The organism is Streptomyces sp. MMCC 100 (assembly GCF_041538145.2).
GTDB lineage: Bacteria > Actinomycetota > Actinomycetes > Streptomycetales > Streptomycetaceae > Streptomyces.
In genome coordinates, this window is sequence record NZ_JBGORK020000001.1 from 5,766,643 (window position 1) to 5,784,655 (window position 18,013).

Annotated in this window: 17 protein-coding genes; 11 read left to right on the forward strand and 6 right to left on the reverse strand. The window is 74.6% G+C overall.

Annotated features, from left to right (window positions below; genetic code table 11):
• The first annotated feature begins 30 nt into the window (after positions 1 to 30).
• From ABS735_RS26780 to ABS735_RS26795, 4 genes are all read left to right on the forward strand, one after another.
• The gene (locus tag ABS735_RS26780) at positions 31 to 1,398 is read left to right on the forward strand and encodes a PhoX family protein (protein ID WP_373903701.1); all 1,368 of its coding nucleotides are present in this window, start codon (positions 31 to 33) and stop codon (positions 1,396 to 1,398) included.
• A gap of 65 nt (positions 1,399 to 1,463) precedes the next feature.
• Positions 1,464 to 2,987: an FAD-dependent oxidoreductase gene (locus tag ABS735_RS26785; protein WP_373903700.1), complete on the forward strand. Its 1,524-nt coding sequence runs from the start codon at positions 1,464 to 1,466 to the stop codon at positions 2,985 to 2,987.
• An 89-nt stretch (positions 2,988 to 3,076) separates the two neighbouring features.
• Positions 3,077 to 3,943 (forward strand): polysaccharide deacetylase family protein, encoded by an 867-nt coding sequence (locus ABS735_RS26790; RefSeq protein ID WP_373903699.1) that lies wholly within the window; start codon positions 3,077 to 3,079, stop codon positions 3,941 to 3,943.
• An 18-nt stretch (positions 3,944 to 3,961) separates the two neighbouring features.
• A complete protein-coding gene (locus ABS735_RS26795) occupies positions 3,962 to 4,180 on the forward strand; it encodes a hypothetical protein (protein WP_373903698.1) in 219 nt (72 codons plus the stop codon).
• Here the strand turns inward: ABS735_RS26795 and ABS735_RS26800 are convergent.
• Positions 4,172 to 4,846 carry an ABC transporter gene (locus ABS735_RS26800; RefSeq protein ID WP_373903697.1) on the reverse strand — a complete coding sequence of 225 codons (675 nt, stop codon included), beginning with the start codon at positions 4,844 to 4,846 and terminating at the stop codon, positions 4,172 to 4,174. The two genes, ABS735_RS26795 and ABS735_RS26800, sit on opposite strands and share 9 nt — an antisense overlap.
• Positions 4,843 to 5,697 carry an ABC transporter ATP-binding protein gene (locus tag ABS735_RS26805; protein ID WP_373903696.1) on the reverse strand — a complete coding sequence of 285 codons (855 nt, stop codon included), beginning with the start codon at positions 5,695 to 5,697 and terminating at the stop codon, positions 4,843 to 4,845. The genes ABS735_RS26800 and ABS735_RS26805 overlap by 4 nt, the downstream gene beginning before the upstream one ends.
• Positions 5,698 to 5,741: 44 nt before the next feature.
• Here ABS735_RS26805 and ABS735_RS26810 point away from each other — a divergent pair, with 44 nt between their 5' ends.
• From ABS735_RS26810 to ABS735_RS26825, 4 genes are all read left to right on the forward strand, one after another.
• The gene (locus tag ABS735_RS26810) at positions 5,742 to 6,482 is read left to right on the forward strand and encodes an aminoacyl-tRNA hydrolase (protein ID WP_373903695.1); all 741 of its coding nucleotides are present in this window, start codon (positions 5,742 to 5,744) and stop codon (positions 6,480 to 6,482) included.
• 137 nt (positions 6,483 to 6,619) lie between these two features.
• Positions 6,620 to 7,933, forward strand: a complete 1,314-nt coding sequence (locus tag ABS735_RS26815) for an MbnB/TglH/ChrH family RiPP precursor modification enzyme (protein WP_373903694.1) — start codon at positions 6,620 to 6,622, stop codon at positions 7,931 to 7,933.
• 118 nt (positions 7,934 to 8,051) lie between these two features.
• Complete coding sequence (locus ABS735_RS26820) at positions 8,052 to 8,849, forward strand: TIGR04222 domain-containing membrane protein (RefSeq protein ID WP_373903693.1); 798 nt, start codon at positions 8,052 to 8,054, stop codon at positions 8,847 to 8,849.
• Positions 8,850 to 8,965: 116 nt separating this feature from the next.
• A complete protein-coding gene (locus ABS735_RS26825; protein WP_373903692.1) occupies positions 8,966 to 10,549 on the forward strand; it encodes an alpha/beta hydrolase in 1,584 nt (527 codons plus the stop codon).
• Here the strand turns inward: ABS735_RS26825 and hemQ are convergent, their stop codons facing one another.
• Together hemQ and hemG are read right to left on the reverse strand one after the other, a co-directional pair.
• Entirely contained in the window at positions 10,550 to 11,281 is a 732-nt protein-coding gene (gene hemQ, locus ABS735_RS26830; RefSeq protein ID WP_003972879.1) for a hydrogen peroxide-dependent heme synthase, read from the reverse strand. It lies immediately after the preceding gene.
• 4 nt (positions 11,282 to 11,285) lie between these two features.
• Positions 11,286 to 12,770: a protoporphyrinogen oxidase gene (hemG, locus tag ABS735_RS26835; RefSeq protein WP_373903691.1), complete on the reverse strand. Its 1,485-nt coding sequence runs from the start codon at positions 12,768 to 12,770 to the stop codon at positions 11,286 to 11,288.
• 174 nt (positions 12,771 to 12,944) lie between these two features.
• Between hemG and ABS735_RS26840 the strand changes: the two genes are divergently transcribed.
• Together ABS735_RS26840 and ABS735_RS26845 are read left to right on the forward strand one after the other, a co-directional pair.
• Positions 12,945 to 13,997: a DUF4349 domain-containing protein gene (locus ABS735_RS26840; protein ID WP_373903690.1), complete on the forward strand. Its 1,053-nt coding sequence runs from the start codon at positions 12,945 to 12,947 to the stop codon at positions 13,995 to 13,997.
• 33 nt (positions 13,998 to 14,030) lie between these two features.
• Positions 14,031 to 15,428, forward strand: coding sequence for an FAD-dependent oxidoreductase (locus tag ABS735_RS26845; protein WP_373903952.1), 1,398 nt, complete (start codon positions 14,031 to 14,033; stop codon positions 15,426 to 15,428).
• Positions 15,429 to 15,446: 18 nt separating this feature from the next.
• Here ABS735_RS26845 and ABS735_RS26850 read toward each other — a convergent pair whose 3' ends face one another.
• Complete coding sequence (locus ABS735_RS26850; RefSeq protein WP_373903689.1) at positions 15,447 to 15,791, reverse strand: hypothetical protein; 345 nt, start codon at positions 15,789 to 15,791, stop codon at positions 15,447 to 15,449.
• Between the two features lie 134 nt (positions 15,792 to 15,925).
• Here ABS735_RS26850 and ABS735_RS26855 point away from each other — a divergent pair, with 134 nt between their 5' ends.
• Positions 15,926 to 16,744, forward strand: a complete 819-nt coding sequence (locus tag ABS735_RS26855) for a rhomboid family intramembrane serine protease (protein WP_373903688.1) — start codon at positions 15,926 to 15,928, stop codon at positions 16,742 to 16,744.
• Between the two features lie 24 nt (positions 16,745 to 16,768).
• Here the strand turns inward: ABS735_RS26855 and ABS735_RS26860 are convergent, their stop codons facing one another.
• Entirely contained in the window at positions 16,769 to 18,013 is a 1,245-nt protein-coding gene (locus ABS735_RS26860; RefSeq protein WP_373903687.1) for an MFS transporter, read from the reverse strand.

The following is an 18,013-nucleotide window of genomic DNA, read 5'->3' on the forward strand; positions in this document are numbered from 1 at the left end:
GTCCTGTCCGCCAGCAGGAAGGTCACCCGCATGTCCGCAACCCGACGCCAGGTCCTCGCCCGTACCGGAGCCCTGGGCGCAGGCATCGCCTTCACCGGCGCCCTGTCCGAACTCTTCGCCGGCACCGCCGCCGCCCAGTCCCTGGGCCACACCGGCTACGGCCCCCTCGTCCCCGACCCCGACGGTTTGCTCGACCTGCCCAAGGGCTTCAGCTACCGCGTGCTGTCCCGCGAGGGCGACGAGTTGCGCTCCGGCGAGGGCAAGGTGCCGTCCAACCACGACGGCATGTCGGCCTTCCCCGGCAGGCACGGCCGCACCCGCCTCGTCCGCAACCACGAGAACCGCGCCGACGGCCGCGTCCCGGTCCCCACCGTCAAGGGCCTGACGTACGACCCGGAGGGCAAGGGCGGCTGTACGGCGCTGGAGCTGGACTCCCGCAACCACGTCCTGTCCGAGCGGGTCGCGATCGCCGGTACGGCCGTCAACTGCGCGGGCGGGCACACGCCCTGGAACACGTGGCTGACCTGCGAGGAGACCGAGGACCAGGCCGGCACCAACGGCTACACCAAGGACCACGGCTTCATCTTCGAGGTCGACCCGGTCGACCCGCACCGCACCGGCGCGGTGCCGCTGACCGCGATGGGCCGCTTCCAGCACGAGGCGATCGCCGTGGACCCGCGGCGCGGCGTCGTCTACGAGACGGAGGACGCGTTCGAGCGGCCGTTCGGCCTCTTCTACCGGTTCCTGCCGGAGAAACCGCTGGGCGGCCGGGGCTCGCTGCGGGCGGGCGGCAGGCTCCAGGCGATGCGCGTGCCCGGCGTGCCCGACCTCTCCTCGATCCAGGAGACGGGCGCCACGTTCGACCACATCGAGTGGGTGGACGTGCCCGACCCGCTGGCCGCCGGGACGCCCGTCCGCTTCCAGGACTTCGGCCGGGGCGGCATCACCCACGCGCAGAAGCTGGAGGGCTGCTACTGGGGCGGGCGGAGCGTGTACTTCGTGTCGTCCTTCGCCCACAGCGACGAGGGCTCGGCCGCCGACCACTACGGGCAGATCTGGCGCTACGACCCCGAGCGGCGCCGGCTCACCCTGGTGATCGTCTTCGGCCCGGACACCGACGTGCAGCTGCCGGGCGAGTCCCCGGACAACATCTGTCTGGCGCCCAGCGGCGGCCTGATGGTCTGCGAGGACGGCAACGGCGCGCAGCACGTCTTCGGCCTCACCCGGCGCGGCGAGGTGTACGCGATGGCCCGCGGCGCCCAGAACATCGGGACGGAGGAGGAGCCCGAGTGGGGTGAGTTCGCCGGTGTCACCTTCTCCCCCGACGGCGACACGATGTACGTCAACTGCTACACGCCCGGCACCACCTTCGCGGTCACCGGCCCCTGGCGCAGGTAGCGGCGGGGCACAGGCGGGGGCACCGTCCGGTCACTGAAGCCGCGGCCCCAGGGTACTCGGGCCGCATGACTGAGAACGTGCAGGTCAACGGCTCGTACTGGCTTCAGACGGCACCGGGCGGTGCGCCCCGCCCCGCGCTCACGGAGGATCTCGAGGTCGACGTCGCCGTGATCGGCGCCGGCATCGCGGGTCTCAGCACGGCCTGGGAACTGGCGCGGGCCGGGCGGAGTGTGGCGGTCCTGGAGGCCGGGCGGGTCGCCGCCGGCGTCACCGGGTACACCAGCGCCAAGCTGACCGTGCTGCACACCCTGGTCTACGACAAGCTGCGCCGCACCCGGGGTCCCGAGGGCGCCCGGCTGTACGCCCGCTCGCAGTCCGAGGCGATCGAGCACGCCGCCGGGATCGTCGCCGAGCTGGGCATCGACTGCGAGTGGGAGACGCGCGACGCGTACACGTACGTCCGCGACCCGGGCCGCGTCGACGAGGTGCGGGCCGAGGCCGCCGCCGCGAAGGAGGCGGGGCTGCCGGCGTCCTTCGTGACGGAGACCGGGCTGCCGTTCCCCGTGGCGGGCGCCGTGAAGGTGACCGGGCAGGCCCAGTTCCACCCCCTCAAGTACCTGCGGGCGCTCGCCGCGGACCTGGAGGCGCGGGGCGGGCGGATCTTCGAGGACACCACCGTCCACGGTCTGGACGAGGGCGAGCCGTGCCGCGTGAGGACCGAGGCGGGAGCGACGGTCACCGCCCGGGACGTCGTGGTCGCCACGCACTACCCGATCTTCGACCGCGCCCTGCTCTTCGCCCGCCTCTCCCCGCGCCGCGAGCTGGTCGTCGCCGGGAGCATCGAGGCGGACCGCGACGTCGACGGCATGTACATCACGCCGGAGGAGAACACCCGCTCGGTGCGTACGGCGCCCCTGGACGAGGCGGGCCGCCGGCTGCTCGTCGTCACCGGGGAGCACTTCACACCGGGCACGGGCGACACCCGCGAGCGCTTCGACCGTCTGGCCGCCTGGGCGGACGAGCACTTCCCCGGCGTCGACCGCACCCACGCCTGGGCCACGCAGGACATCGACCCCACCGACACCGTGCCGATGGCCGGCCCGCTGCACCCGGGCGCGCACCACACGTACGTCGCCACCGGCTTCGGCGGCTGGGGGCTGAGCGGCGGCATGATGGCGGGCCGGCTGCTGACCGCGCAGATCACCGGCGAGGAGTGCGCGTGGAGCGGGCTGTACGACCCACGCCGGCTGCGCACGGCCGTGCGCGAGGCACCGGCGCTGCTCAAGACGCAGGCCGAGGTGGCCCGGCACTTCGTCGGCGACCGGCTGCGGCCCGCGCCGCCGGTGGACGCGCTGCCGCCGGGCGAGGGCGCGGTGGTCCGGGCGGGCGGCGACCGGCTCGCGGTCTACCGGGACGAGGAGGGCGCCCTGCACGCCGTCTCGCCGCGCTGCACCCACCTGGGCTGCCTGGTCGACTTCAACGCGGCCGAGCGGGCCTGGGAGTGCCCCTGCCACGGGTCCCGCTTCGACCCGGACGGCAAGGTGATCGAGGGCCCGGCGACGAAGCCGCTGGAGCAACGGGACATCTGACGCCGGGGCCTGAGCCGGGAGGGTGACCGGATCGGCACGTCAGGCCACATAGTCATACAAACAGAACATTTAACTCCTACGTTCGTACGGTGATCACTCTCGTACGACGCGCGACTGCGCTCTGTGTCCTGGGCGCCGCCCTCACGGCCTGCGGTACCACCGGGGCCGGGCAGACCCCCCGTCCGGCGCCCTCGGCCCCCGCCCCGTCTTCGTCCCCCTCCCCCTCCCGGACACCCACCCTCGCCCCCGGCCCCGCGGGCCTGACCCCCGTCTTCGAACACGGCCCCCGCACGGCCGGCGCGAAGGACGGCAAGACGGTCGCCCTCACCTTCGACGCCGACATGACCGCCGACCAGGGGCCGCGGGCGGCCGCGGGCGAACGGTTCGACAATCCGGAGCTGATCGCGACGCTGCGGAAGCTGAAGGTGCCAGCCACGGTGTTCATGACCGGCCGCTGGGCCGAGGAGTACCCGGACGAGGCCCGGTCCATCGGCCGGGACCCGCGGTTCGAGATCGCCAACCACTCCTACAGCCACTACGCCTACACCGACGACTGCTACGGCCTGCCGACGGTGTCCAAGGACCGCATGCGCTCGGACCTGGAGCGGGCGTACACGGCGTTCGAGAAGGCCGGAGTGCCGAACCCGATGCCGTACTTCCGATTCCCCGGCGGCTGTTACGACAAGGCGGCCCTCAAGGAGCTGTCGGCCACCGGTGTCACCGCCGTGCAGTGGGACGTGGTGAGCGGTGACGCGTTCGCGACGGACGCCGACGCGGTGACCCGGCAGGTCCTCGACGGAGTGCGGCCGGGTTCGGTCGTCGTCATGCACTGCACGCGCAGCGCCGCCCCGGTGACCGAGGAGGTGGTGCGGGCGGTCGTGCCCGAGCTGCGCCGCCGGGGCTACCGCTTCGTGAAGGTCTCGGAGCTGGTCGGCGCGACGAACGGCCGCGGCTGACGGGCCTACGCTGGACACATGAGCAGCGACCACGACCAAGGCCCGGACGGCTCCGGCTGCGACCCCGGGGGCTACTGCCTGATCGACGCGACCCGGCCGCCCAGGGCCGACGGCCCGCCGTACGCGGACTGCGTCCTGTGCCGGGAGCCGACGGAGTACCCGGAGTCGTACAAGGGCATCACGCTCTGCCCGGTCTGCGAGTGGCAGGAGGCGCAGCGCACGGCCTGCTCAGGCTGACGATCTGCGCGAACTGAGCGCACAGGCCGCGGCGGTCGCGGCCGAGGCGATGAGCGCCGCCACGACCAGCGGCGGCCACGGCAACGGGACCGTGCCCGACTTCGACCCGGTGACCAGGCCGCTGACCGCCGCCCGTGCCGGAGAACCCGACGCCACCAGCGACAGCAGGGCCGCCAGCAGCAGGGCGGGCACCGCGCGGCCGGGCGAGCGCAGCACCGGCCAGGCGGTGAGCGCGCCGACGGCGGTGCCGAGCAGGGCGCACACCAGCGCGGCGAGCAGTCCGGCGCCGCCCGCCGGGAGCGGGGGCACACGCGTGCCGTGCCCGGTGCTGACGGGGTCGCTGATCAGCGTCACGACGACGGTCGCCACCGCGCCCAGGACGACCGCGGCGGCCAGCGCCACGAGCACGGAGGCCAGGTGGGCCCGCGCGGGACCGCGGGCCGCCGACACGCACCCCCGCGCGGCGGGCGGCTCCCCCGTGACGCAGATCCGCACCAGCCAGGCCGCGACCGGCAGCAGCGCGGCCGCCGCCCAGCCCAGCGAGTCGAGCACCGGCTGCCCGCCCTGTACGCCGATGCCGAGGGCGGCGGCGTACAGGACGACGGGCGGCAGCCAGCGCTGGGAACGCAGCAGGAGGGCGGCCTGGTAGCGCAGCAGGGCGGTCATCGGTGGTCCTCCGGGGCGCGCACGCTCACCACGTGCCAGGGCGGCCGGGCGGTCAGGAGCGTACGCAGCAGGACGTCGGAGTGGGAGGCGGGAACGGTGAGCGTGTGGGAGCCGGGACCGGTCTCCTCCGCCGAGGCGGCCACCCGCTGCGCGTCGGCGGGCAGGGCGGCGCCGGGCGGTCCCTGCACCCGGACGACGGCCCGCGGCCCGGCCGGCACCGGCGCCGGTCCGCCACGGCGGTGCAGGGTGCCGTCGCGCACCGTGTACACGGCGTCGGGCGCGTCGGCCAGGCGGCGCGGGTCGTGGTCGACGAAGACGACGGCGCCGCCTGCCGCCGTGCGCTCGGCGACCGCCCGTTCCAGTTCCGCCCGTGCGTCGGTGTCGAGCCCGGTCCAGGCCTCGTCGAGGACCAGCAACTCCGGCTCGGCGAGCAGGGCCTGCGCCACCGCCACCTTCTGGCTGCTGCCCTTGGACAGCCGGTCCAGCTGCGTGTCGGCGTACCCGGCGGCCCCCAGCCGCTCCAGCCACTGCCCGGCGGCACGGGCGGCCGCCCGGCGGGGCAGCCCGTGGACGGTGCCGAGGTGGGTGAGGTACCGGGCGGCGGTGAACGGCAGGGCGGGCGGGAAGCGTTCGGGGACGTAGGCGGTGCGCGGACGGCCGGAGACCCTGCCCTCGGTGGGGGCGTCGATCCCGGCGAGCAGGCGCAGCAGGGTGGACTTGCCGGTGCCGTTGGCGCCCTCGACGCGGACGAGGGCGCCGGGCGGCACGCCCAGATCGACGCCGCGCAGCACCCAGGGGCCGCGGATGCCGTAGCGGCGTCCCACGCTCTCCAGTCGTAGCTCGCGTCGCATGGGGCCATACTCTCGCGGGCGGGCGGGTTGGCAGACTGTAGGGCGTGAGCAACGACCCGACGACACCCGTCCCCGCCCCGGCCTCCGTCCCCGACAGCCCCTTCCGTCCCGAGCCCGGCGACCGCGACCTCGCGCCGCAGTTCGTGCTGCCGCTCGTCGTGCGCATCGAACGGGCGGCGCCGCCGCCCCGTACCGACGCGCTGGAGACGGCGGCCCGGGCGGTGCTGGTGATGCTCGGCGACGAGCGGTCGACCGGTGACGGCGAGTGGGCGCGGGCGATGCGGGACTGGCAGGACGCCCGCATCCGCAAGGTCGTGCGGCGGGCCCGGGGCGCGGAGTGGCGGCGGGCCGAGGCCCTGCCCGGCATCACGGTCACCGGCAAGACCGCCGAGGTGCGGGTCTTCCCGCCGGTCCCGCTGGACGGCTGGCCGAAGGACCTGGCGCGTCTCCAGGTCTCCGGCACCGACCTCGACGACCCGGAGCCGCCGGCCGGCGCCGACCCCACCGCGCCGGTGCTCTGGATGAACCCGGACCTGGACATGTCGGCGGGCAAGGCGATGGCCCAGGCGGGCCACGGTGCGCAGCTCGCCTGGTGGGAGCTGTCGGACGGCGAGCGTACGGCGTGGCGCGACGCGGGCTTCCCGCTGTCGGTACGCACCGCGGACCCGGCCCGCTGGCCCGACCTCACCACCGGCGGCCTGCCGGTGGTGCGCGACGCCGGGTTCACGGAGATCGCACCGGGCTCGTGCACGGTGGTGGCGGACCATCCGGCGCTGCGGCGGTAGGACCCGTGGTGGCGGACGGTCCGGCTCCGCCGCGAACCTCAGATGTTGCTCTGAACAAGCCCCGTCCGGGGTTCGCCCCCGGCCGGGCTGGCGATACCCCCGACATGTGCGCAGGAGGGGAGGCAACCATGGAGCGCATGGCGCGACTGGGAACCGGCATCGGATGGCGGCCGGAGATCGCGGACGTCGTCGAGGGGATGCCCGGCATCGACTGGGTCGAGGCCGTGTCCGAGAACCTGTGTCCCGGGCATCTGCCCGACTCGCTGCTGCGGCTGCGCGAGCGGGGGGTGACCGTCGTGCCGCACGGGGTCTCGCTCGGGCTCGGCGGCGCGGACCGGCCGGACGCGGGGCGGCTGGCGGCGCTGGCCGAGCGGGCGGAGGTCCTGGGGGCGCCGCTGGTCACCGAGCACATCGCGTTCGTGCGGGCGGGCGGGGCGCTGACCGCCTCACCGCTGCTCGAGGCGGGACACCTGCTGCCCGTTCCCCGCACCCGGGACGCCCTCGACGTGCTGTGCGAGAACGTGCGCATCGCGCAGGACGCGCTGCCCGTCCCGCTCGCCGTGGAGAACATCGCCGCGCTCGTCTCCTGGCCTGACGAGGAACTGACGGAGGGCCAGTTCCTGTACGAGCTGGCCGACCGGACCGGCGTGCGGCTGCTGATCGACGTGGCGAACCTGCACACCAATCACGTCAATCGCGGTGAGGACCCGGCCGAGGCGCTCGGTGAGCTGCCCCTGGAGGCCATCGCCTACGTCCATGTCGCGGGCGGCTTCGAGCGGGACGGCGTCTGGCACGACAGCCACGCCCACCCCGTTCCGCGGGCGGTGCTGGACATCCTGACCGACCTCGCCTCGCGCGTCGCCCCGCCGGGCGTCCTGCTGGAGCGGGACGAGAACTTCCCCGACGGCGACGAGTTGCGCGGTGAGGTGGAGGCGATCCGCACCGCCGTCGCGAAGGGGCGGGCGGCGAGTACGGCAGCCGCCGGCAGCGGTGCGGGGCCGCGCGTCTCGCGTGCCGGTTCCGGGGCCGACGACGCCGTACGGCAGCGGCTCGGGCTCGCGCAGGCGGCGCTGCTGTCCGCGCTGGTCGCGGGGACGCCGGTGCCCGAGGGGTTCGATGGGGTGCGGCTGGGAGTGCAGGCGCGTGCACTCGCCGGGAAGCGGGCCGACGTGGTCGGCAAGGTCGCGCCCGAACTGCCGGTGATCCTGGGCGCGCGGTACCGGCCGGCCTTCCTCGCCTACGCGCAGGGGTGCCCGATGACCGGCGGGTACCGGCGGGACGCCCTCGACTTCGTCGCGCACGTGCTGCGGACGCCCCCGGGCGACGAGGACCCCGGTGCGCGGCGGGAGTTGCGGGAGTGGTGGCTGGAGCGGTCGGGACCGGTGCCACGGTCGGCACGGACCGGAGTCCGGCTGGCCCGCGCGACCAGGCGCGTTCTGCTGCGCCGGTGAGCGGAGGGCGGCCTCGCGGGGGACATCACCAAACGGAACGTCACATACCCACAACACTGCGTCCCGGAATGTGAACAGGGCATGGCGCCGGCGAAAGCCTTTGGCATAGAAGTACGGCATGTTCTGGGTCCTTTTCCTCCTGTCGGCCTGGGCCGTCGCCGGCCTCGCGTGCCTGCGGCTGTGCCTGGCCGCCGTGCGCGCGGCGGCCGTCGACCCGCACGCCGTCGTCCGTGAGCACACGCTGACGCTGTACGAGGCGGCGTTCCTGTCCGGCGGTCCGCGGCGGGTGGCCGACCTGACTCTCGTCTCCATGGCGCGCCAGCGGCGGCTGCTGCTCGCGCACACCGGCTGGGCCACCGTCGTGGACCCGTGCGGCCGGGACGACATGGAACGGTCGGTCATAGGGGCGATAGGGCCCCAGGGACAGTCCCGGATAGCGCCGGTCCGGGCCGCCGCGGCCGCCGCCGACGCGGTACGGAGCCTGGCCGACCGGCTGGTCGGAGCGGGCCTCGCCGTACCCGACGGCGGCGCCGGTGGCGTCGCGGCCGGGGTGCGGCGGGTGCGGTTCGCGGCGGTGACCGTGTGCGCGCTCGGCCTGGTCGCCCTGGCGCTGCCGCTGCCCGCCACCGAGCCGCGCCTCCTCATCGCCCTCTGGTTCGCGCTGCCGCTCGCCCTGACCCTGGGGTGCCTCGCCATCACGCGCATGGAGATCCACCCGTACGCGCGCTGGGCCTCCCCCGCCGGGCAGCGGCTGGTCGGCGCCCTCGTCCGGCAGGCCGACGGCACGGCGGACGACCGGACCTTCCTCACCTCGGTCGCCGTGCGGGGCGTCCACGCGATCGGCGAACCGGACCTGCGTGCGGCCTTCGCCCACCGCGAGAAGTACGCCGGGGACCACTGGGAGCGCCAGGCCTGAGCGCCGGGGGCGTACGGGGGCACTCGGCGGCGACACCCGCGGGCGGTGCTTGCCCCGCCCGGCCGGCGAACCAAACATCCCTTGTGTCACTCCCCGTGCCACCGAAGGGATACGCGATGCGAGCAGCCGCCCTCTATTCGACCGCCGGGTCCTTGCTGCTGACCACCCTCGCCGCCGCCCCGGCCCAGGCGGTACCCACGGACGGGCCCGGGTCCGCCGAGGCGCGCGGTACCGCCGTGGCCGCCCGGCGCGCGGCGGCGGCCGGGATCGAGTTCGGGGCGTGCCCGAAGGCGGAGGAGCTGCCGGGCAGCATGCGCTGCGGCACGGTCACCGTGCCCCTGGACTACGCGCACCCCGACGGGAAGCGGATCGAGCTCACCGTCAGCCGCGTACGGGCCACCCACAAGGACCCGGACGACGGCAAGCGCAAGGTTCCCGGTCAGGGTGCCCTCCTCTACAACCCGGGCGGCCCCGGCGCCTCCGGTCTGTACTTCCCGATGGTGGGCATGGTGCCCGAGTGGAAGCGGATCGCGGCCGCCTACGACCTCGTCGGATACGCCCCGCGCGGCGTCACGCCCTCAGCGCCGCTGTCCTGCCAGGACCCCGGCGACTTCTTCAAGGGACCTCGGCCTGCCCCGACGCAACCCTCGGACGCGTACAAGAGGCAGCGTGCCGCCGAGGCCGAGGCGTACGCGCGCGACTGCGCGGAACGGGGCGGGGACGCGCTGCGGCACTACCACTCGCTCAACAACGCCCGGGACCTGGAGGTCGTCCGCGCCGCGCTGGGCGAGCGGCGGCTCACCTTCATGGGCGCGTCGTACGGCACGTACCTCGGCGCGCTGTACGCCGAGCTGTTCCCCTCGCACGTACGGCGGATGGTGTTCGACGCGGTGGTGGACCCGGACCCCGAGCAGGTCTGGTACCGCAACAACCTGGAACAGTCCGAGGCGTTCGAGGACCGCTGGGACGACTTCAAGGCGTGGGTCGCCGAGCACGACGACGTGTACGGGCTCGGGGACACGCCGCGGGAGGTGCAGAACGCCTACGAGGAGGCGAGCGCGCGGCTGGCGAAGGAGCCGGCGGGCGGGACGGTGGGGCCCGCGCAGTTGCAGGGGGCGTTCCTGAAGGCCGGGTACTACGACGACTACTGGCCGCACCGTGCCGAGGCGCTGTCGGCGTATCTGAAGGGTGACCCGCAGCCGCTGATCGACCAGGCGGGCACGCGGACCGAGGAGGGGGCGGCCGGGGCGGAGAACTCCAACGCCGTGTACACGGCCGTCGAGTGCAACGACGCTCCGTGGCCGGCCGACTTCGAGGTCTGGGACCGGGACAACACGCGGCTGGCCCGCCGGGCGCCGTTCGAGACCTGGGACAACGTCTGGACGAACCTGCCGTGCGCCTACTGGCGGGCACCCCGGCAGCAGCCCCTCGACGTGCGCACCGCGCCGGATGAGCTGCCGCCGACGCTGATCCTGGCCGCCGAACGGGACGCGGCGACCCCGTACGAGGGCGCGCTGGAGCTGCGGCGGCGGCTGGCGGGCTCGGTGCTGGTGACCGAGCGGGACGCGGGGACGCACGGCATCGCGGGCGGCCCGAACGCCTGCGTCAACGGCCACCTGGAGGCGTACCTGCTGGACGGCCGCCTCCCGGCGCGGGACACCTCGTGCGCCCCGCGCCCGGAGCCGAAGCCGAGGGCCTGATCAGGCCAGCCCGGCGACCAGCTCGCCGATGTCCTTGCGCCGCCCGGTGTAGAAGGGGATCTCCTCGCGGACGTGGCGGCGGGCCTCGGAGCCGCGCAGGTGGCGCATGAGGTCGACGATGCGGTGCAGTTCGTCGGCCTCGAAGGCGAGGATCCACTCGTAGTCGCCCAGCGAGAAGGAGGCGACCGTGTTGGCGCGCACGTCCGGGTAGCCGCGGGCCATCTTGCCGTGGTCGGCGAGCATGCGGCGGCGGTCCTCGTCGGGCAGCAGGTACCAGTCGTAGGAGCGCACGAACGGGTAGACGCTGATGTAGTTCCGTGGCGTCTCGTCGGCCAGGAAGGCCGGGATGTGCGAGCGGTTGAACTCGGCGGGGCGGTGCAGCGCCATGTTCGACCAGACCGGCTCCAGCGCACGGCCCAGCTTGGTGCGGCGGAAGAGGTTGTACGCCTCCTGCAGCTGGTCGGCGGTCTCGGCGTGCCACCAGATCATCAGATCGGCGTCGGCACGCAGACCGGACAGGTCGTAGGTGCCGCGGATCGTCACGTCCTTGGCGGCGAGCTGGTCGAACAGCTCCTGGACCTCGTCGGCGTACCCGGCGCGGTCCTCGGGGAGGGTGTCCTTGAGCTTGAAGACGGACCAGAGCGTGTAGCGGATGACCTCGTTGAGGTCCTTGGCCAGCTTGCCCTTGTTCGGGATCCGCTCGGCGGCGGGGGTGGAGGCGTCGTCACTCATGGCCCTATTCTCCCGCTCCGCCGTGCAGACTCTGCACCGGGTGGGCCGTGAGCTCCTCCACACCGCGCAGGTCGCCCCGGATCCGGTCGGCGGCCGCGTACGCGCTCGCGATGCTCGCCGGGATGCCGACGCCGTCGTACGCCGCGCCGCACACCGCGAGACCCGGGAGTTTCGCGACGTGCTCGCGGACGCGGGCCACGCGCGCGTGGTGGCCGACGGGGTACTGCGGCAGGCCGTCCTGCCAGCGGGTGACGCGGGTGGCGACCGGCTCGGCGGTCAGGCCGGTGGCCTCGCCCAGGTCGTGCCGGGAGACGGCGACGAGGCCCGCGTCGTCGCGGCCGAGGATCTCCGTGTCGCCGTACCGGCCCACCGAGGTACGCAGGACGACCAGGTCGGGGTCCTCGTCGGAGATCCAGCCCCACTTGCGGGAGGCGAAGGTCGACGCCTTGATGGTGTGCCCGTCGACCGGCGGGACGAGGAAGCCGCTGCCCTCGGGGAGCACGGCGGCGTCGGAGCGGCGGTAGGCGAGGGTGATCAGGGCCATCGAGGCGTACTCCACCGCGGAGAGCTCGGCCGCGGCGGCAGGGGCCTCGGCGCGCAGCAGCTCGGCGGCGGCGCGGGCGGGGACGGCGACGACGACCGCGCCGGCGTGCAGCACCCGGTCGCCCGCGACGATCCGCCAGCCGTCGGACGCGGTGCGGCGCAGCTCCGTGACGGGCGCCTGCGTGAGGATCTCGCCGCCGCGCGCCCGGATCGACTCGGCGACGGCGAGCGGAAGGGTGCCGATGCCGCCGTCGATGCCCATGAACACCGGTCCGCTCGGCGGTGAGGTGGCCGTGCGGCCCTGGAGTGCGCGCACCGCCTCGGTGAGGGAGGTGTGGGTGCGGGCGGCCTCGAAGAGCTGGGGCACGGCCGAGCGCAGGGAGATGCGGTACGCGTCGCCCGCGTAGACGCCGCCGAGCAGGGGTTCGACGAGGCGGTCGACGACCTCACGGCCCAGGCGGGCAGCGACGTACTCCCCCACGGCCACGTCGTCGCCGACCTCGGTGCGGGGCAGTTCGGCGTCGCGCTCGATGCGGGCGAGACCCTCCTCGGAGAGCACGCCGGACAGGGCGGCGGCGGTGCCGGGGACGCCCATGACGTGGCCCTTGGGCATGGGGCGCAGGGCGCCGCGCGTCCACAGGGAGGCCGACGCGGTGGACGGCGGCTGGAGGCGGTCGGCGAGCCCTGCCGCGCGGGCCAGGCCGACGGCCTCGGGGCGGCGGGCCAGCATCGACTCGGCGCCGAGGTCGACGCGCACTCCGGCGATCTCGCCGGGCAGCAGCTTGCCGCCGACGCGGCCGGACGCCTCGAGGACGGTCACCCGGGCGCCGCCCTCCAGGAGGCGGTGGGCGGCGGCCAGTCCGGCGATACCGGCTCCGACGACGACTACGTGTCCGGGTCCCTCTTCCGCGGGGAGCTCACCCGCTGGGGTCTCACTTGCGCACATGACCCCAGCGTCTCAGAACCCGCCGGCACCGCCCCGGGCCGACCGGCCCCGGCGTCGGGCCCACAGGCCCGCGAGTCCGGAACGTGATCTCTTCGGAACCGTTCCGCGCCGTCGTGCGCGCCCCTCCGTGCGTCGTAGAGACATCAGTTGCCACGACCCTGGGGGGTACCCACGATGCAGGCACGACGAGCGACGACACGACGAGCGGCGGCCGGGAGGTCCGCTCCACCCGCCCGTGTCCTGGCCGGCCTGCTGCTGGTCACGGCGCTCGCCCTCACCGGCTGCAGCGCCTCGGGCGCCGGCTCCGACGCGGGCGGCGACGCCAAGGCGGCCGCGCCGCAGAAGGGCTCGCAGGCGGAGGGCTCGCAGGCCGACGGCCGGGCCGGCGCGGCCGGTGAGGGCGGGGCCGGTGAGGGCGGGGCCGACGGCGCCGGTGCGAGCGCGCCGCCGAAGCTCGCCCCGGCCCACATCATCCGCACCGTCTCCCTGAGCGTTCAGGTCAAGGACACGTCCAAGGCGCTCGACGCGGCCCGCACCGCGACCGAGAACGCCGGCGGTTACGTCGGTGACGAGAACACCACTCGGGACACCGAGGGCCACGAGCAGACCCAGGTGACGCTCCGTGTGCCCGTGGAACGCTACGAGGACGTGCTCGACGAGCTGGAGGGCGCCGGGAAGCTGCTGCAGCGCAACGCGACGGCCGAGGACGTCACCGACCAGGTGGTGGACGTGGACAGCCGCGTCAAGTCGCAGCGCGCCAGCGTGGCCCGCGTCCGCGAGCTGATGGACCGGGCGACGGAGCTGGACGACGTGGTGACCCTGGAGGGCGAGCTGAGCACCCGTCAGGCGGAGCTGGAGGCGCTGCTCGCCCGGCAGGCGGCCCTGAAGGACCGTACGAGCCTGGCCACCGTCACCCTCTCCCTGACGGAGACCCCGGTGAAGCCGGCCGAGAAGAAGGAGGACGAGGACGAGGACCCCGGGTTCATCGACGCGCTGGCCGGCGGCTGGGACGCCTTCGTGACGATGCTGCGCTGGGTGGCGGTGGTGCTCGGCGCGGTGCTGCCGTTCGCCGCGGTGGCGGCGCTGCTCGCCCTGCTGTGGCTGCGGGTCGTACGCCCCCGGCGGTCTCGGCGCCCGGCGGCGGCACCGGCACCGGCACCGGCACCGGCACCGGCGGCGCCGCGTCGGGCAGCGGTACACGGCGAGGAGGGCGGCGGGCAGGACTGAAACGCCCTGCCCACGTAGCGTGTTCGCATGAGCATGAGCATGGGCGCCGCGGGCGGTACGAGGGAACGGCTGGTCGTCGTCGGCGGGGACGCCGCGGGGATGTCCGCGGCGTCGCAGGCACGTCGGCTGAAGGGTCCGGACGAGCTGGAGATCGTGGCGTTCGAACGCGGTCACTTCAGCTCGTTCTCGGCGTGCGGCATCCCGTACTGGGTCGGCGGCGACGTCACCGACCGGGACCGGCTGATCGCCCGCACGCCCGAGGAGCACCGCGCCCGGGACATCGACCTCAGGATGCGCACCGAGGTCACGGAGATCGACGTGGCCGGCGGACGGGTCCGCGCGCGTGACGTCGATTCCGGGGCCGAGTCCTGGACGTCGTACGACAAGCTCGTGATCGGGACCGGGGCGCGGCCGATCCGGCCCGACCTGCCTGGCGTCGACGCGCCCGGCGTGCACGGGGTGCAGACGCTGGACGACGGGCAGGCGCTGCTCGACACGCTGGCACGCACGCGTGGCCGGCGCGCGGTGGTCGTCGGCGCCGGGTACATCGGCGTGGAGATGGCCGAGGCGCTGATCAACCGCGGCTACGAGGTCACGGTCGTCAACCGCGGCCGGGAGCCGATGGCCACGCTCGACCCCGACATGGGCCGCATGGTGCACACGGCCATGGAGGGCCTCGGCATCACCATGGTGAACGGCGCCGCGGTCACCAAGGTGCTGACCGGCGACGACGGCCGGGCCCGGGCGGTGGCCACGGAGGACGCCGAGTTCCCGGCGGACGTGGTGGTGCTCGGCATCGGCGTACGCCCCGAGACGGGGCTCGCCCAGGCCGCGGGGCTGCCGCTCGGCGCGCACGGCGGGCTGCTGACCGACCTGGCGATGCGGGTGCGCGGCCACGAGAACATCTGGGCGGGCGGCGACTGCGTGGAGGTGCTCGACCTGGTCTCCGGTCAGGAGCGGCACATTCCGCTGGGCACCCACGCCAACAAGCACGGGCAGGTCATCGGCACCAACGTGGGCGGCGGCTACGCCACCTTCCCGGGTGTGGTCGGCACGGCGGTCAGCAAGGTGTGCGACCTGGAGATCGCACGGACCGGCCTGCGGGAGAAGGACGCGCTGCGGGCGGGACTGCGGTTCGTGACGGCGACCATCGAGTCCACCAGCCGCGCGGGCTACTACCCGAACGCCTCACCCATGACGGTGAAGATGCTGGCCGAGCGGCGCACCGGGCGGCTGCTCGGCGTGCAGATCGTCGGCCGTGAGGGCGCGGGCAAGCGGGTCGACATCGCCGCGGTGGCCCTCACGGCCGGGATGACGGTCGAGCAGATGACCGCCCTGGACCTGGGCTACGCGCCGCCCTTCTCCCCGGTGTGGGACCCGGTGCTGGTGGCCGCCCGCAAGGCGGTGAGGGCGGTCGAGCAGCAGGGGTGAGGGGGCGCCGGTCCCGGGCTACGCCGTCCCGTTGATGCGGTCGATGGCCTGCCGCGCCTGCTCGGCCGGGGGCCGGGCCGGCAGGGAGGACACCGAGCCCGGAGCGGTCGCCGGCACCGGTGCGCTCACCGCGGGCGGCTGCTCACCGGCCGGCCGGGCGTGGGTCGCGGCCCGCGTGGAGCGCAGCCGGTGGCTCACCGCCTCGTCCAGTGTCACCGGCCGCTGCGTCTGCGCGGCCAGCCGCCCCGCCTCCTGACCGAGCCGGGCGACGTCCTCCCAGGGCAGCCGAAGCACGAGGGCGACCTCGGCCTCGCCGTCGGGCAGCGCCTGCATCGCCGGAGCCGGTGTGACCCGTTCGTTCATCGCCTGTTCCTCACGTCGTCCCCGCGCCCCGCCTTCCCCGGGCCACGGGCGGTTGAGAGGGCATACGTACACACGGACGGGGGCGTTCAACGGGCGAACCGATTCACCGTCCGCCGGGCGGGCAGTAGTGTCTCGTGGTCATCCCCGTCCATGACGTGAACCCGGCGCGCCGCACCCCGTGGGTGACGTACGCCCTGATCCTCGCGAACGTCCTGGTGTTCCTGTTCACCCCCGGCATGACCGGGTCGGCGACGGGCGACGGCAGCCTGGCGCAGATGTGTGACCTCCAGGCGTTCCTGGACCACTGGGCGGCGGTGCCGCAGGAGCTGCTCCAGCACCGGATGCCGCACCTGGTGCCCACGGGCGCCGTCGGGGTCGGCCCGCAGGGGCCCGGCTGCGTGGTCGGGCCGCCCGGCTACGACAAGTCGCCGGAGCTGAGCGTCCTGACGGCGATGTTCCTGCACGGCGGCTGGCTGCACCTGCTGGGCAACATGCTCTTCCTGTGGATCTTCGGCAACAACGTCGAGGACCGGATGGGCCACGTCCCCTTCCTGCTGTTCTACGGCGTCTGCGGCTACGCGGCGACCTACGGCTTCGCGCTCCTCAACGCCGACTCGGGCGCCCCGCTGATCGGCGCGTCCGGTGCGATCGCCGGGGTGCTCGGCGCCTATCTGGTGCTGTACCCGAGGGCCCGCGTCTGGGTGCTGGTGCCCTTCCTGATCTTCCTGCCGCTGCGGCTGCCGGCCTGGCTGGTGCTGGGCTTCTGGTTCGGGCTCCAGGCGGTCTACTCCTCCGGCGGGGCCGTGTCCGACGCGGGCACCGTGGCGTACGTGGCCCACGTCGTCGGCTTCGTCGTCGGCATGCTGATCGCCTGGCCGCTGCGGCGGGGCACCCCGCCCCCGCCGGAACCGCGCGGGCTGCTGTTCGGCAGGCGGGCGCGGCCCGGGTGGTGAGCGGCGGGCACGGTGCGGCCGGGGTCAGGCGGGGGTCGTCTCGCTCCGCGCGACGGGGGCCGGGGCGGTCCAGCGGATGCGGGTGCTGCACAGCGCGACGGCGCCCGCCGAGGCGGCCACGGCGCCCATGCCCCACGCCAGGTCGCTCGCACCGGCGATGAAGCCGATGAGCGGCGGGCCGGCCAGCAGTCCCGTGGTGCCCATGGCGGCGACCAGCGTCAGCGCGTCCGAGCCCTGCCGGGCGGCGGCGGCGTAGACGCAGGGGGTCACGGCCGCGATGCCCAGGCCCATGCAGGCGAAGCCGGCCAGCGCCGGTGCGACGCCGCCGCTGACCAGGGCGACGGCGAGACCGGCACCGGCCACGGCGCTGCCCAGCAGGACGACCCGTCCGTCGCCCCAGCGGCTGCGCCAGCCGTCGGCGAAGAGGCGGGCGACGACCATCATCCCGGACACCACGGCGATGCCGAGCGGGGCGAGTTCCGCCGACGCCTTGGCGATGTCCTTCAGGTAGAGGGCGGACCAGTCGTTCATGGCGCCCTCGGCGACCGTGCCGAAGACCATGGCGCAGCACATCCACAGGGTCAGGCGCGAGGGGACGGTCCAGCGGCGGCGGGCCGGCTTCGGGTCGGCGGGGGCCAGTGCGTCGGCCGTACCCGCGGCGGCCGGGCCGGAGTCCGCCGGGTCCGGCCGGTCCGCCGGGGCGTCCTCGTCGAGCAGTCCGGTGCGTGCCGTCGCGCCCAGTGCGGCGAGGACGACGACGGCGACACCGAAGTGCGCCGCGACCGATCCGGTGGCGGCGGTCATGCCGGAGGCGAGCAGGGCGGCGAACAGTGATCCGGCGCTGAAGACGGCGTGCAGCCGCGCCATCGTGTTGCGTTCGTGCCGTGACTCCAGGGCCGCTCCCTGCGCGTTCATGGCCACGTTCAGACAGCCCACGAGGACGCCGTCGACGCACATCACCAGCAGGGCTACCGGGTAGTTCGGCGCCGCCGCCAGGGCGAGCAGCAGCAGGGCGAGGCCCAGCTGGGACAGCAGGGCCAGCCGGCGCGAGCCCATGCGGCGCATCAGCCAGGCCACCGCCGGGAAGGACACCGCCGCGCCGACCCCCGCGGCCATCAGGAGCACCCCCACCTCGGCCGCGCTCAGGTCGAGGCCGGACTTGACGGCGGGGATCCGCGCGGCCCAGGTGGCGTACTGGAAGCCGAGGGACAGGAAGAGCGCGGCGATCGCCAACTGGCCGCGCAGGAAGGGGTCGTGGAGACGGGACAC

Bases quoted from the DNA above. Each gene is read 5' to 3' on its own strand.
- ABS735_RS26820 (WP_373903693.1), top strand. From the start codon at position 8,052: ATGTTCTGGGTCCTTTTCCTCCTGTCGGCCTGGGCCGTCGCCGGCCTC.
- ABS735_RS26795 (WP_373903698.1), top strand. From the start codon at position 3,962: ATGAGCAGCGACCACGACCAAGGCCCGGACGGCTCCGGCTGCGACCCC.
- ABS735_RS26785 (WP_373903700.1), top strand. From the start codon at position 1,464: ATGACTGAGAACGTGCAGGTCAACGGCTCGTACTGGCTTCAGACGGCA.
- ABS735_RS26825 (WP_373903692.1), top strand. From the start codon at position 8,966: ATGCGAGCAGCCGCCCTCTATTCGACCGCCGGGTCCTTGCTGCTGACC.
- hemG (WP_373903691.1), bottom strand. From the start codon at position 12,770: ATGTGCGCAAGTGAGACCCCAGCGGGTGAGCTCCCCGCGGAAGAGGGA.
- ABS735_RS26840 (WP_373903690.1), top strand. From the start codon at position 12,945: ATGCAGGCACGACGAGCGACGACACGACGAGCGGCGGCCGGGAGGTCC.
- ABS735_RS26815 (WP_373903694.1), top strand. From the start codon at position 6,620: ATGGCGCGACTGGGAACCGGCATCGGATGGCGGCCGGAGATCGCGGAC.
- ABS735_RS26800 (WP_373903697.1), bottom strand. From the start codon at position 4,846: ATGACCGCCCTGCTGCGCTACCAGGCCGCCCTCCTGCTGCGTTCCCAG.
- ABS735_RS26850 (WP_373903689.1), bottom strand. From the start codon at position 15,791: ATGAACGAACGGGTCACACCGGCTCCGGCGATGCAGGCGCTGCCCGAC.
- ABS735_RS26845 (WP_373903952.1), top strand. From the start codon at position 14,031: ATGAGCATGGGCGCCGCGGGCGGTACGAGGGAACGGCTGGTCGTCGTC.
- ABS735_RS26805 (WP_373903696.1), bottom strand. From the start codon at position 5,697: ATGCGACGCGAGCTACGACTGGAGAGCGTGGGACGCCGCTACGGCATC.
- hemQ (WP_003972879.1), bottom strand. From the start codon at position 11,281: ATGAGTGACGACGCCTCCACCCCCGCCGCCGAGCGGATCCCGAACAAG.
- ABS735_RS26780 (WP_373903701.1), top strand. From the start codon at position 31: ATGTCCGCAACCCGACGCCAGGTCCTCGCCCGTACCGGAGCCCTGGGC.